Annotated in this window: 10 protein-coding genes; 6 read left to right on the top strand and 4 right to left on the bottom strand. The window is 74.8% G+C overall.

Annotated elements, in window-relative coordinates:
- Positions 1-26: 26 nt before the first annotated feature.
- Complete coding sequence (locus OUQ99_RS24915) at positions 27-1931, bottom strand: GMC oxidoreductase (protein WP_267946213.1); 1905 nt, start codon at positions 1929-1931, stop codon at positions 27-29.
- 212 nt (positions 1932-2143) lie between these two features.
- On the opposite strand from OUQ99_RS24915, the gene OUQ99_RS24910 reads away from it, so the two are divergent.
- On the top strand, positions 2144-2791 hold the full coding sequence (locus tag OUQ99_RS24910) for a DUF6230 family protein (RefSeq protein WP_267946212.1): 648 nt from the start codon (positions 2144-2146) through the stop codon (positions 2789-2791).
- Between the two features lie 4 nt (positions 2792-2795).
- Positions 2796-4259: a DUF6114 domain-containing protein gene (locus OUQ99_RS24905; protein ID WP_267946211.1), complete on the top strand. Its 1464-nt coding sequence runs from the start codon at positions 2796-2798 to the stop codon at positions 4257-4259.
- A 280-nt stretch (positions 4260-4539) separates the two neighbouring features.
- Here OUQ99_RS24905 and OUQ99_RS24900 read toward each other — a convergent pair whose 3' ends face one another.
- Positions 4540-6357 (bottom strand): UvrD-helicase domain-containing protein, encoded by a 1818-nt coding sequence (locus tag OUQ99_RS24900; protein ID WP_267946210.1) that lies wholly within the window; start codon positions 6355-6357, stop codon positions 4540-4542.
- 803 nt (positions 6358-7160) lie between these two features.
- On the opposite strand from OUQ99_RS24900, the gene OUQ99_RS24895 reads away from it, so the two are divergent.
- From OUQ99_RS24895 to OUQ99_RS24885, 3 genes are all read left to right on the top strand, one after another.
- Positions 7161-7784 carry a DUF1707 SHOCT-like domain-containing protein gene (locus OUQ99_RS24895; protein WP_267946209.1) on the top strand — a complete coding sequence of 208 codons (624 nt, stop codon included), beginning with the start codon at positions 7161-7163 and terminating at the stop codon, positions 7782-7784.
- A 297-nt stretch (positions 7785-8081) separates the two neighbouring features.
- A complete protein-coding gene (locus OUQ99_RS24890) occupies positions 8082-8687 on the top strand; it encodes a SanA/YdcF family protein (RefSeq protein WP_267946208.1) in 606 nt (201 codons plus the stop codon).
- A 151-nt stretch (positions 8688-8838) separates the two neighbouring features.
- A complete protein-coding gene (locus tag OUQ99_RS24885) occupies positions 8839-10284 on the top strand; it encodes a hypothetical protein (RefSeq protein ID WP_267946207.1) in 1446 nt (481 codons plus the stop codon).
- 42 nt (positions 10285-10326) lie between these two features.
- Here the strand turns inward: OUQ99_RS24885 and OUQ99_RS24880 are convergent, their stop codons facing one another.
- Positions 10327-11181: a SanA/YdcF family protein gene (locus tag OUQ99_RS24880; RefSeq protein WP_346660217.1), complete on the bottom strand. Its 855-nt coding sequence runs from the start codon at positions 11179-11181 to the stop codon at positions 10327-10329.
- Between the two features lie 132 nt (positions 11182-11313).
- Here OUQ99_RS24880 and OUQ99_RS24875 point away from each other — a divergent pair, with 132 nt between their 5' ends.
- Positions 11314-12882 carry a DUF885 family protein gene (locus tag OUQ99_RS24875; protein ID WP_267946206.1) on the top strand — a complete coding sequence of 523 codons (1569 nt, stop codon included), beginning with the start codon at positions 11314-11316 and terminating at the stop codon, positions 12880-12882.
- 266 nt (positions 12883-13148) lie between these two features.
- Here OUQ99_RS24875 and OUQ99_RS24870 read toward each other — a convergent pair whose 3' ends face one another.
- Positions 13149-14147, bottom strand: a complete 999-nt coding sequence (locus OUQ99_RS24870; RefSeq protein ID WP_267946205.1) for an N-acetylmuramic acid 6-phosphate etherase — start codon at positions 14145-14147, stop codon at positions 13149-13151.
- Between the last annotated feature and the right edge of the window lie 45 nt (positions 14148-14192).

Below are 14192 nucleotides of genomic sequence, written 5' to 3'. Positions count from 1 at the left end.
CGGGTGGTCCGGCCCCGCACCGGCGCTCATCCCCGCTCGCCGTCCCCGGGGCCCTCGGCCGCCTCCACCGTCTCCGCGACCTCCACGGCCACGGCCTCGACCTTCGCCTCGACCTCTTCGCCGGCGGGGGAGGAGGCGTCCACCACCGCCAGGGGCAGCGTCGTGCCGAACCGCAGCTCGGCGAACGACCCGGCGGGGACGGCCGGGGACCGTGGGAGGACCGGCCGGACCCGGCGGTAGCCGGCGCCCTGTTCCGGCCGGGGGTCATCGTCGCCCTTGTTCGGCCACATCGACATCGCCCGCTCCGCCTGCGCGGTGATCGTCAGGGACGGGTTCACGCCCAGGTTCGCGCTGACCGCCGAGCCGTCCACCACGTGGATGTCCGGGTGCCCGTACAGCCGGTGGTAGGGGTCGATCACGCCGCTCTCCGGGCTGTCCCCGATCGGGCAGCCGCCCAGGAAGTGCGCGGTCATCGGGATGTCGAACACGTCTCCCCAGGTGCCGCCGGGGAAACCGTCGATGCGCTTCGCGAGCCGGGTCGCCGCCTCCTGGCCCTTGGGGATCCACGTCGGGTTGGGTTCGCCGTGCCCCTGCCGGGAGGTGAGCTTCTTCCGGCCGCCGAACACCCCCCTGCGGACCGAGGTGGTCAGCGAGTTGTCCAGCGACTGCATCACCAGGCCGATGATGACCCGCTCCGACCAGCGGCGGTTGGAGAAGCTGCGGACGAACACGTACGGGTGGCGCGCCGCCAGCCCCATGAACCGCAGCCAGCGCGGGATCCTCCCGCCGCCGGGCACCTGCATGGCGGTGAGCAGCCCCATCGCGTTGGAGCCCTTGCCGTAGCGGACCGGTTCGATGTGCGTGTTCTCGTCGGGGTGGATGGAGGACGTGATGGCCACGCCGTGCGTCAGGTCCTCCGGCGGCGGCACCTGCTTGCTCATGGCGCCCACGAGCGCCTCGGAGTTGGTGCGGGTGAGCGTGCCGAGCCTGGCGGACAGGCGGGGCAGGAGCCCCGAGTCGCGCATCCGGTGCAGGAGGGTCTGGGTGTTGTAGGTGCCCGCGGCCACCACGACGCCGCGCGCGGTGAACGTGCGGGCGTTCTCCCGCCGCCGGGGCGCGTCGGTCCGGACGGTGTCGAGGGCGAGGCCGCCGCCGGGCAGTTCGCGGACGCGCTCGACGCTGGTCAGGGGGTGGATGTCGGCGCCGCCGCGCTCCGCGAAGTACAGGTAGTTCTCGGTCAGTGTGTTCTTGGCCCCGTGGCGGCAGCCGGTCATGCACTCGCCGCACTCGGTGCAGGCCCGGCGCTCGGGCCCCGCGCCGCCGAAGTAGGGGTCGCCCACGGACTCCCCGGGGGCCGCCTCGGCGCCGTCGCCGTCCTCCCCGTCGCCGAAGCACACGCCCACGGGGGTGAGGCGGAAGGTGTGGCCGACGCCCATGTCCTCCGCGACCGCCTTCAGGTGCACGTCGGAGGGGGTGACGGTGGGGTTGGTGCGCACGCCGAGCATCCGGCGGGCCTGGTCGTAGAACGGGGCGAGCTCCGTCTTCCAGTCGGTGATGTGCCCCCACTGGGGGTCCTCGAAGAACGGGTCCATGGGGTGGTAGAGGGTGTTGGCGTAGTTGAGGGAGCCGCCGCCCACCCCGGCCCCGGCGAGGATCATCACGTCGCGCAGCAGGTGGATGCGCTGGATGCCGTACAGGCCGGCCTGCGGGGCCCACAGGAAGTTCTTCAGGTCCCAGGACGAGGACGGGAGCGTCTCGGGCGTGAAGCGTCGGCCCGCTTCGAGGACACCGACGCGGTAACCCTTCTCGGTGAGGCGGAGGGCGCTGACGGAGCCGCCGAATCCCGACCCCACGACGATGACGTCGTAGTCGAAGCGGGGGTCCTCCTCGGGGGCGGCGGCGGATGGTTCTGCTCTGCGCTCTGGGGGCACGGCTGATCTCTCTCCGGGTCAGTCACGGGCCTCGTAGTGCGCCGGATACGAGTCCGCAACATTGAATGTGCCATCTAGAAATGTGACATTCGATATTGTAATGTTCGTCACTACCGCCGAGTAGGGTGTGTTCCATGTAACACGCGTGGCGTGCTCCGGCGCAAGTTTCGCTCCCCCTCGCCGCCCCCGGCGGCGGAACACTGGAGGTACTCATGCCCAAGGCTTCCGACGAGGCGCCTGAGGCGTCTCGGGACGCGCCTGAGCAGCACGAAGCCGGCGGCGGCACCCTGTGGCGCAGGTTCGCGCTCGTCGTGGTCCCCGGCCTCGCCGCCGCCGCGGTCCTGGGCGGCATGACCACCCAGGGCCTCCTCGCCGCGTCCTTCGCGGTCTCCGGTGACAGCTTCAAGATGTCCGCCGACCAGCTCGCCGGACACGGGTTCACCCAGTTCGGCGACGTCGCCACCTCGGTGGACGGCTCCACCCGGCCGGTCGGGCTCTCCTCGGTCAACACGGCCGAGCTGACGAACCTGTGCATGTCCTCCCTCTGGGACCTGCCCATCGGCGAGGCCACCCTCGTCATCAACGCGGGCGAGACCACGCCCGTCGAGGGCACCAACCTCGTCATCGACATCGAGCAGCTCCAGGGCAACGCCGAGTTCGGCGCCATCGAGATCGGCCGCGACGCCAGCACGCTGGACAGGGCCGACAACGGCCAGGGCCCCGCGGGCGGCTTCGGCCTCCAGGCCGACACCATCACCGTCTCCGACATGGAGATGACCACGTGGGCCGTCACCTCCGGCTCGCTGCGCCTGTCCGGCCTGAGCCTGGCGATCAGGCCCGGCGCCCACGAGTGCTTCTGATGCCATGACCCACGCACTCACCCTCCTCCGGACGGGACGGGGACGCTTCCGGGACTGGCGGCGCAGCCGCCCGTTCTGGGGCGGTGTCCTCCTCGTCGCCGCCGGGGTCGAGCTGCTGCTGGCGCCGGCCGCGCAGAGCCTGATCCTCCCGATCGACCTGATCGTCTACGCGGGTATAGCCGGGGTGTCCGGCGCCCTCATCGCGGCGCTGCTGATCACCCTGGGCGCGCTGAGCTGGCTCCAGCCCGCCCAGCACGTCTTCTTCGGCCTGGTCGGGCTCGCCCTCGCCCTCGTCTCCTTCGTGACCTCCAACTTCGGAGGGTTCGTCATCGGGATGCTGCTCGGCATCGTCGGCGGTTCCCTCGTGTTCGCGTGGGCCCCCGGTGTTCGCCGCCGTTCCCGCGGGCGCCGCCGGGCCGGGACGGCCGACGCCTCCGGTCCCGTGCCTGAGGAGGCCGACGCCTCCGGCCCCGGGCCGGCGGAGGGAGTCACGGGCGCCGGTCCCTCCGAGGAGGACGACGGCGCCGGTGGCGGCGTCCCGCACTCCGCGGACGCGACCGCGGGGGGCGGCGGCGCATCCCGGGGCACGGCCGGGGCCCCGGGGGAGGGCGGAGTCGCCGACCCGCGCCCGAGGACCGGGCCGCTCGCCGCCCTGGCGCTGCCGCTGGCCGTGGCGGTGGTGCTGGCCGGAGCCCCCGCTCCCACCCTGGGCTGGCCCTGGGACTGGTTCGCCCCGCCGGGCGGCGGGGAGGAGCAGCCCGAGGACGCCCCCTCGGAAGACCCCTCGGAGGAGCCCTCCGCCGGACCGACCGGCGAACCCCCGGAACCGGGCGGGAACCCCGGCGAGGACGGGGAGCCGCAGGAGCCGGGGGAGGACGAGGAGCCCGAGGAGGAACCGGAGGAGGAGACCGGCGCCGACCCGGCGGCCTGCGAACTGCTCTCCGGCGAGTCCGCGCTGGCGGGGTCGGAGGAGGAGTTCCTGGAGGCCGTGGAGGCCTGCCGGGCGGCACGGGACGAGGGCGAACTCCCCGACGTCCCCGTCGACGAGGACCACGACTGCTTCCAGGGCTCGGTCCGCACGTCCGGCCTGACCGCCGACACGCTCACCATGAGGGGGGCGCGCTACGACGGCGTCGTCGAGTGCCCCACCGCCGACGGTCCGCGGCGCTACATCATGCTCAGCATGCGCCAGGCCGACGTGGACAACGGCGAGCTGTGGTTCGAGGACGGGGGGACCCGCATGAGCCTGGGCCTGCCCACCATGAACCTGACCGGTGACGTGCGCCTGCACATCACACGCATGCACGTGCGGCTCCTGGGGATCCCGCTGACCTTCACACCGGACTTCCCGCCCCCGCTGCTGCTGCCGTTCATGATCGTCACCGACGTGGAGGTGGACAACCCCATGGCCGGCACCGACAGCATGACCATCCCGAACCTCAACGGGCAGTACGGCGGAGGCGGCTGACACGGACCGGTCCCGGCTCCGGGGCGCGGTCGGCGGGGGCGGCTGACACGGACCGGTCCCGGCTCCGGGGCGCGGTCGGCGGGGGCGGCTTGTGGAGCGGCGCCCCCGCCGTTCTCCCCGGGCGGGCCCCGTGCCGCCCGGCCGGGGCGGCCCCGCGCCCGCCCCGGCGGGCACGGGCGCGGGGCGCCGAGGAGGCGAAGCGGTCCGAAGCGCTCACGTCCGGTCGGCAGCGTACGGGCGCGGGGCGCCGCCGACGGCGACGCCCCGCTGGTACCGCGGACTACCAGTTGTCGGTGATCAGGCGGCTGGCCCGGCCCACGTGGGAGACGTACAGCGCGTCGCGGGCCCGTGTGGAGGCCACGAACAGCAGCGTCCGCTCCTGCTGGAACGCCTGCTCCAGCGCCACCTGGTCGCCGTCGGCCGCCTCGATCGCGGCCTTGGGCGGCAGCAGGTGGTCGCTGACCCCGACCAGGGCCACACAGCGGAACTCCTGGCCCTTGAGCCGGTGCATCGTCCCCACGCGCACCGCCGCGGCGTCGCCGCCGTCCTCCAGCGGCGCGGTCGGGATCCCCCTGGCCTCCAGCTCCTTGGCGATGCCGCGCACCACCCAGTGGTTGCGCCCCGCCACCGCGATCTCGGCCGGCTCGACGCCGGCCTCCAGCCACGCCCGCACCCGGTCGCCCAGGGCGGCGAGCTCCTCGGCGCGGTCGTCGCAGCCGCGCACCACCGGCGCGGGCCCGCGCAGCAGGGACCGGTACCCGGCCAGGGTGTCGGCGTTGTCGTCCATGCCCAGCGCCGCACGGCGGCCCAGGATCGGCATGCTCCAGTCCAGGATCTCCTGGGTGATGCGGTAGCTCGTCCGGAGCCGGTGGCCGCGCCCGCGCACGTTGATGCCGAGCGAGGCCAGCGACACCCGGTTGTCGGACACCCGCTGGTGCGGGTCGCCGACGACGAACAGGTCGTCCGGGCCCTCCGGGACCGCCGCGCGCAGCATCCGCCACTGGCTCGGGTGCAGGTCCTGGGCCTCGTCCACCACCACGTGCCGGAACAGCGGCGCCCCGCGGCCCAGGACGCGGGCGGCCTCGGCCGCGAGCTGCGGGTAGGACCACAGCCCCTCCACCCGCATGGCGCCGACGTAGCGCCGCACGGTCTCCCACACCTGGCGGCGGTGCTCCGGGGCCAGGTGCTGCACCCGGCCGCTGCGCTCGCAGCGGATGTACTGCGGCAGCAGCTCCAGCCCCTTGGCGAGGATGACCTGCTCCCACTCGTCCACCAGGAAGCGGCCGGAGAAGGGCAGGCCGTCGGCCAGCGCCACCGCACGCCACCGCTGGGCCAGTTCGTCCCTGCCGACCATGCGCGGCGCGACGCTGCTGTGCGACTGCACGACCGACCGGGCGAGGCTGTCGATGGTCGCCACCCGCACCCGCGCGCGCACGCCGGGGTCGGGCAGCAGCTGGTCGAGGCGTTCGGAGAGGGACAGGGCCAGGGCCCGGTTGTAGGTGGTCAGGAGCACCGCCTCGCGGGGGTCCCCGGGACGGGCGGCGGCGTCGTGCTCGGCCAGGTGGGCGGCGCGGTGCAGGGCGATCACGGTCTTGCCCGTCCCCGGGCCCCCGGTGATCTGCGCCGACCCCTTGAAGCGGGCCTCGGTGATCCGGTGCTGGTCGGGGTGGAGGGTGATCTGCCACTGGTCGAACGGCGCGGCGAGGGCGTCGGCGAGTTCGGGCGGGCCGGTGGGTGTGGGGTCGACGGCTCCGGCCCCGGGGGACTCCAGGACCTCGGGGCGCAGGCCGCGGGCGAAGCGGAGCGCCTCGTCGCGCGGGCGCACGGTGATGAGCCGGTAGTGCGTACCGTCCGTGGGGCGGTCCTCTCCGGGCTCGCCGCGTCCCTCCCCGTCGGGGTCGGGAACGACGACGCCGGTCCAGTCGGGGGCGATGCTGACGACCCGCACGCGCGGGTCGGCGGCGCCGGCGACGGCCTCCAGGTCGGGGTCGTCCCCGGCCTGGCAGGCGCGCATCACGGCCAGGGTGTCGAGCTGGACGTCGGGCGTGAGGCGGGTGAAGTCGCTGAGAAACGTCGGGGCGATCGCAAGGGCGGACACGTCGTGGATTCCTCCGGTCTTCGACCAAGTGGTGTCTGCGGTGCTGAGGAGGTCGGAGCGGATGGTGTCGCGCGAGGGGAAGCCGGTCGGGCGACCGTCGCGTTCACCTGAAACATGCTCGGTGGCGAATTTGGGCAAACGCCGCCCCGGGGGCGATTCCCGCCGGGTTGCGAGGGGTTTTCGGGGTTCATATAACCCCTGTTCAGAGGGTATTTTGCGCAAGCGCGTTCGAGGTGCTGGGCGGGTTTTTCCGCGGGGCCGCGGTGCGGGCTCCGCGACCTGCGGTTCTGTGCGAAGGGCTGGTGTCCGTAATGGGGGTTATGTACCTGACCGAAATTGAGTAACAGAGGGCGAGACTGCCAGCTCGGAGTGGGATCCGTGGGGACAGTGAGGAAGAACTGTCGTCAGGGAAGGGTATGACCGAAACCCGGCGGGAGAGGGGGAACGTGTGATCGTCGCGGAACCGGGTCCGTCGCCGCGGGAGGGGTACACGTTGTGGCCGGTTTCGGACACGCTCTGTGCAGACGGCGCCCCCGCGCGAGATCGTAGAGCGCACGGGGGGCGGAAACCACGTGTGGTTCAGGACTCTGCCGGGGTCCGTCCTACCCCGGCAGAGTCCTCAACCGCTCTGGCTCCCGGACCGCTCTAGAGAAGCGGTACCCAGTCCCCACCCTCTCCAAAGCGGGTGGCGCGGCCAACCTTCGCCGACCCGAGGGCCCCGGCGCCGCTCGACTCCGTGACCGTCACACCCCATGCTCTACCTTGGTGGTGACAAAAGAGCGGAAAGGACCGGGACGAGCACAGTGGCCCCCAACGACATGAGCCGGATGCGCATATCCGACGCTGAGCGCGACCAGGTCTCCGAGGTCCTGCGCGAAGCCGCCGCCGAGGGCCGGATCACCCTCGACGAGCTGGACGAACGGCTCAACGCCACCTACGCGGCCAAGACCTACGCCGACCTCGAACCGCTCACCTCCGACCTGCCCGCCCCCGGCGGTGCGGCGTCCCCGCTGCCCTCGGTCCCCGGCACGGTCCCGGGGGTGGTCGCCCGGCCCCAGGGCGACCCCATGGTCCTCAAGGGCGGAGGGAGCTCCATCGTCCGCAAGGGCGCATGGGAGGTCCCCCACCGGGTCGAGGCGCACAACAAGTACGGCTCCACCCGGCTCGACTTCCGCGAGGCCGTCCTCACGAGCCCCGTCACCGAGGTCCACGTCGACGCCTCCTGGGGCAGCGCCGACCTGATCCTCCCCGAGGGCGCCACCGCCTCGGTCGACTGCGACGCCTCCTGGTTCGGCTCACAGCGCTCCGACGTCGACTCCATGCGCAAGCAGGGCGCACCGCACTTCGTCGTCACCGGCTCGTGCCAGGGCGGGGGCCTGCGCGTCCGCTACAAGCGCCCCTTCTCCTGGGGCGGCCGCGGGGCCTGAACCCGGCGCCCGCACGGGCAGGGCGACGAGCCCGGCCCGCCGCCCCGCCCGGCGGCCCCGTACGGCCCGTCCCCGCGGCTTCCCGGGCCCCGTCGGTCGCGCTCCGGCCGCACCCGCGTCCTCCCTCGCCGCGTCCCGGCGCACTGCTCCCACCCCTCCCCGCCCCGGCCCGGTCCACTGCTTCCGCGCCCCGTCGGCCCCGTGCGGACCGGACTCCCCGTCCGGCCGTGCCCGGCCGTGCGCCATGATGGGTGCGGCGCGCCGCGGGGCGCGCCGACAACCGGAGAGGCGGCACGCGTGGGCTGGTGGATCGCAGGGGTCGGAGCGGGCGCGTGCGCCCTGGCACTGGCCCCCTACGCCTGGACCTACCTGGCCAGCGCCGGGCGCCGCAAGGACCCCGGCGCCGTCCCGCACCGGCCCGTCGCCGTCGTCCTGGGCGCCGCGGCGTGGAAGGACGGGCCCTCGCCCCTGCTCGCCCGCCGCCTGGACCTGGCCGTCCGCCTCTACGAGGACGGCAGGGTCGGGCGGATCATCGTCTCCGGGGACAACCGCGAGGTCTCCGGACACGAGACCGACACGATGACCGCCTACCTCGTCGGCCGCGGCGTGCCCGCCGACCGGATCGAGGCCGACCGGTACGGCTACCGCACCTGGGACACCTGCGTCCGGGTGCGCGACCTGCACGGCGTCCGCGCGGCCACCATGGTCACCCAGTCCTTCCACCTGCCCCGCACGGTCGCCCTCGCCCGCGCGGCGGGGATCGACGCCGTCGGGGTCGGGGACCCCAGCCTCGGCGCCCGCCGCCGCTCCACCCTCATCGGCTACGCCCGTGAGGTCGGCGCCGCCGTCAAGGCCCTGCGCGACGCGGTGCTGCGCCCCGCGCCCGCGCACGAGGAGGCGTGACCGCGCCCCGGCGGGGGGCTCCCTCGAAGGAGTGGGAAGGGTACGACCACCCCTCGTCCCGGAGGAGGGCACGGGGTTCCCCTCGGGGGCGTGAGAAGGTCGACGCCGCCGCCGATTCGCGCGATCCGGCTGAGCCGGGATAATCGGGCCCATGAACGCGACCACGGACAACGACCCACACGACGGCGCGGAGAGCGTGGACTGGGCGGCGCTCCTCCCCGAGGGCGGCGAGCGCGTCCCCGGACTGCTCGCCGAACTCGCCGGGAGCGACACCGCACTGTCGGACCTCCACGACCTCGTCCACTTCCCCGCGCCCGGGCACGTCGCCGCGCCCAGGATCGTCGACTTCCTGGTCGACACCGCCTGCGCCGAGGGCACCCCGCCCACCGACCGCTGGCGTCCCCTGAGCCTGCTCCTGGAGCTGGTCGCCGGCCACCCGGAGGACCGCCTCCCCGAGGTCCGCGACCTCGGCCAGTGGCGCGACGAGGTGGCGTGGGCGACGTCCACCGACGTGGAGAAGGTGCGGGAGCAGTACCGCGCCTGGGCCGAGGAGGCCCCGGACGAGCAGCACCACCTCCGCATGCGCAACCGGCTCGCCGTCATGGAGCAGCCGAACGGCGCCGCACTCCTCCAGGCCGAGCTGGACACCTACGAGGCCGTCCTCGCCCGCGTCCCCGACCTGGTCACCCTCCTCAAGGGCGGCGTCAACCGCGGGGGCCTGGACCGGGCGGGGGAGTGGGTCAGCTATCTGCTCGCCTTCCTCACCGACGACTCCGAGCGGATCGCCTCCGAGATCACCGGAGCCTCCCAGGTCCTGCTCGCCAAGGACCTGCGCCCCGCCCCGCAGGCGCCCACGAGCCTGCGGGAGGTGATGAGCGGAGGGCTGGACAGCGGCGAGCCGCTGCCCGCGGAGCTGTTCGCCCTGGGCCTGGTGGCCGACGCCGCCGACATCGACACGACCGTGGCCCTCACCCACCAGATGGCGGGCGGGAACCTCTACAACTCCTTCGCCGCGTCGGTGTCGCTCGTGCTCATCCACGGGGAGGACACGCCCCGCGAGGCACTGCGCCGTATCGGCCGCGGCGGCGGGACCTCGATGGGCTACGCGGGCCTGTTCAACGAGTCGTGGCCGCACTGCGGCGGGCGCTCGCCGCAGGTCCTGGGCTTCCTGGCCCTGGGCCGCGCCGGGGGCCGCGCGCGGCGGCTGCGCCTGGACATGCTGCCCGGCCTGATCAAGGAGGAGGCCGACTCGCGCGCCCTGGTGACGGGTGTCGGCCTGGAGATCGTCCTCGGCCCCCGCACCAAGGGGCACAGCGCCGAGGAGCACGCCCGCGCCGAGTACGACGAGGAGACCCTCAAGGTGCTGTGGGCGATCGCCGAGCTGCCCGCCTCCGCGTGGGAGGACGAGGAGTTCACCGCGACGCTGGACGCCTGGGCGCTGCCGGACACCGCCGAGGAGTTCCGCGCCCTGGTGGGAGTGGAACCCGAGGAGGAGCAGGAGGACGAAGAGGTGCCCCCGGCCCCGGCCCCGGCCCCCGCTCCCCAGGCCCCCGCCCCGGGCGGCCTGTTCGGACGCCTCTTCGGCGGAGGCCGCTAGAGGTCCGGGGGCCGCCCCGGTCACCGGCGCGGCCCCCGGGCGTCATTCCGCGTCGGCGGCCAGGGCGTCGTCCACGGCGGTCTCGTAGCCCCCGAGGAAGGTCGGGTCGGGGCGGAACACCGCCGTGCCCAGCGCGGCGACCGCGGCGGGGACCTCGCGGACCCACCCGTACAGGGTGGCGAACCTGCGCTCCTCCAGGCTGGAGTCGGCCACCCCGACCGCGTCGATCCCCGCGTCCCGGCAGAGCCGCACCGCGCGCGGCAGGTGGAAGTCCTGGGTGACCACCGTGGCCTCCTCCACCCCGAACACCTCCCGCGCGCGCACGCACGAGTCCCAGGTGGAGAACCCGGCGTAGTCGCCCGCGATCCGGTTCTCCGGAACCCCGGCGGCCACCAGGTAGTCGCTCATCGTGTCGGTCTCGTTGTAGTGGTCGACGCTGTTGTCGCCGCTCACCAGCACGGCCTCCACCTTCCCGGCGAAGTACAGCTCGGCGGCGGTGTCGAGGCGGCGGGCCAGCAGCAGGGACGGCAGGCCGTCGGGGCGGACGCCGGCGCCCAGCACCAGGGCGACCGGGCGCTCGGGCACCCCCTCGGCGGTGTGGCGGTCGCCGGAGGTGCTCGCGACCTGCCACACGAACGGGAGGAAGCCCGCCACCACGGCGCACACGGCCAGCAGGGCGAGGCGCCGCAGGGGGCGCCGTCGCCGTTCGGGGCGTTCGGGGCGGTCGGGGCGGGTCTTCCCGCCGGTGTCGCCGGGGCCCTCGCCGGCTCCCGGTCCGGAGGCGCCGTCGCCGGGGGAGCCGTCGGTGCCCGGGGCGGCGCGCCCGGGGGCGGAGGGCTCCCGCCCGGCGTCGTCGGGTGCGGAGGTGCCGGACGCGGCGGGATCTGAGGTCGTCACGCCTGAGAAGACGCCCGGAGCGGCCGGAGAGTTCCGGCGGAGGGTAGGACGAGCGGGGCGACCCTGCGGGCGAACCGCCCCGGGCGGAAAACCCGGCTGTGCGCCGCCCGGACACCCCGTTAGAGTCGCCGCATGTCCTCACAGCCGCACCACGACGACCTGTCCCCGCGCCTGCGCGCCCTCGCCGACCTCATGCCCGGGAGCATGCGCGAGGGCTCCGGGATGCACGAGTACGACGGCAGGGTCGCCGACACGTCGCCCGACGGGATCCGGGACGCGCTGTCCCGGCTCGGCGGCGACCCCGTCGCCGACGCCCACGACGAGGCCCACCTGGCCGCGTTCGAGCAGGGGCTCCGCTACGAGCTGGGCGAACTCCAGCTGCACCGTTCCAACCCCCTCCACCACCTGGGCGAACTCGACGTCTCGGTCTACGACCGCGAGTACGCGCCCCGGGCGGAGCGCGACGCCGCGCGCGTCGCCCACCTGGCCGAGTGGCCGCGCGTGGTCGACAACGCCGTCGCCTCCCTGGACAGGGTCCCCGCCCCCGTCGCCGACGCGCTCCTGGCCGCGGTGAGGGGTGTGGCCGACGGCCTCCCCGACGATCTCCCCGCCGACGTCCTCGAACCCGCCCTCGCCGCACACGCCCGCCTCGTCGCCCACATGGAGCGGGCGGTCCGGGAGGGCCCGGAGAGCGCCCGGCTCGGCGCGGACGCCCTGAGCCGCCTGATGGGCACCGTCGAGGCGGCCGAGGTGGACCTCGCCGACCTCGCCTCCCGCGCCGACGCCGAGCGCGACCGCCTGCGGGCGGCCCTGGCCGCGGTCACCGGCCGGATGGCCCCGGGCCGCGACCCCATGGAGTTCGCCCGCGAGCTCACCCGGCAGTACCCGGCCGCCGACGGGGTCCTGGACGCCGCCCGCCGCTGGACCGGGCTCGCCGTCGAGTTCACCGCCGAGCGCGGGCTGGCCCCGTGGAGCGACGGCGAGTGCCGCGTGGATGTCTCCCCGCCCTCGCAGCGCTGGGCGACCGCGATGATGGCGTGGTCGGGCCCGTGGGAGGCCGACACCCCCTCCTTCTACTTCATCACCCCGCCCGACAAGGCGTGGAGCGAGGAGGAGGCGGGCGAGTGGCTGGAGATGTTCAGCCACACCACCCTGCCCGCCGTGAGCGTGCACGAGGTGGCGCCGGGCCACTTCTCCCACGGCCGCGCGCTGCGCAGGGCCCCCGGCCAGGTGCGCCGCGCCCTGCACTCGATGACCTTCGCCGAGGGGTGGGCGCACTACGCCGAGGAGATGTGCCTGGAGGAGGGCTTCGGCGAGTACGCCGCCGAACGCCTGGGGGACCCCGCGTGGACCGCGGACCACTACGAGGTCGGTGTGTGGGTGGAGGCGCTGATCCGCGTCACCCGCCTGTCGGTGGCCATCGGCATGCACACCGGCGGCATGACGGTGGAGGAGGCGGCCGCCCGCTTCGCCGAGGACACCCCGCTCCAGGGGCCCGCCGCCCTCTCCGAGGCCCGCCGGGCGACCTTCGACCCCACCTACGGCCGCTACACCTGGGGCAAGCTGGAGATCCTCGCGCTGCGCGAGCGCGCCCGCGAGCAGTGGGGGGAGGGGTTCGACCTGCCCAGGTTCCACCGGGCGCTGCTCGACCTCGGCTCCCCGCCGATCGGGCTCATCGGCACCGCCCTCGAACGCGGTTAGCGCCCGGGCAGCGCTGTGCGGAGGGGGCCGGGGGACCCCCCGGTTTCCACGGTAGGGCGGGGGCCGCCCCGGCCGCCAGAGGTCCCCGGGGCCTGTGGACGGCCGGTCGGCCGCGGTGGCCGGGCCCGGGCGGCGGACCGCGTCCGGGACCCCGGCTCCGGGACCTCGGCTCCGGGACCTCGGCTCCGGGACCTCGGCTCCGGGACCTCGGACCCGGCTCCGGGCCCGCGGCCGTCCCGCCGGGACGGCCGCGGGCCGCTCCCGGCCTACTCCGGGGTGACGGGGCCCGGCACCCCCAGTTTCCCGAGGGCGTCGCGCACCCGCCCCTTCGACGAGCCCAGGGCCCGCGCGGCACCGGCCGCGTCCACGTCGGCCAGGAGCGACACGAGCGCCACCCGGGTGTCGCCGCCGGCGGCGTTGAGGGCCTCCGCGCACGCCTCCTCGCCCAGGCCGGTGGCCTGCGTCAGGATGGTCACCACCCGGCCCCGCAGCTTGCCGTTGGTGGCGTCCACGCCCACCATCAGGTTCGAGAACGTCCGGCCCATGCGCACCATCACCGCGGTGGAGAACGCGTTCAGGGCGAGCTTCTGCGCCGTGCCGGCCTTCATGCGCGTGGACCCGGCGATCACCTCCGCGCCCGTGGAGACGCCCACGTGCACGTCCGCGGCCGAGGCGAGCGACGCCCCGGGGTTCGCGCTGATCAGCACCGTCGACGCCCCGCGCTCCCTGGCCGCCTCCAGGGCTCCCCCCACGTACGGGGTGCGGCCGCTCGCGGCCAGCCCCACCACGAGGGAGCCTTCGGACACGCCCGCGGCGTCGATCCGGCCGGACTCCCAGTCGTCCTCGATCCCCTCCACGGCCCGTGCCAGCGCCTCGCCGCCGCCCGCGTGGTGCGCCACCACCCACTCGGCGGGCACGCCGTACGTCGGCGGCAGCTCGGCGGCGTCCTGCGCGGCGATCCGCCCCGAGGTGCCCGCGCCGAAGTAGTGGATGGCCGCCCCGCCCTCCAGGGCGGCCACCCCCAGCTCCACGGCCCGCGCCAGCTCGGGCAGGACCGCGCCCACGGCCGCGGGGACCGTGGTGTCCTCGGCGTTGATCTGCCGCAGGATGTCGAGCGCCGGGAGCAGGTCGATGTCGTACGTGCCGGAGTTGCGCTCTTCTGTGGGGGCGCGCACGATCACGGCCCCACCGCCCTCCGGGTCGCCGGGGGGCCGGGGGACGTCTTCCCCGCCGCCGTGTACCGCGCTCTCCTGTTCGGTCCGCACCCGTGCCGTTCCTTTCCGTAGGGCCGAGCCCGGCCCACCGCCGGG

The sequence above is a fragment of the Streptomonospora nanhaiensis genome (assembly GCF_026642255.1).
GTDB classification, from domain to species: domain Bacteria; phylum Actinomycetota; class Actinomycetes; order Streptosporangiales; family Streptosporangiaceae; genus Nocardiopsis; species Nocardiopsis tropica.
This window is presented reverse-complemented; position numbering and strand designations above follow the sequence as displayed.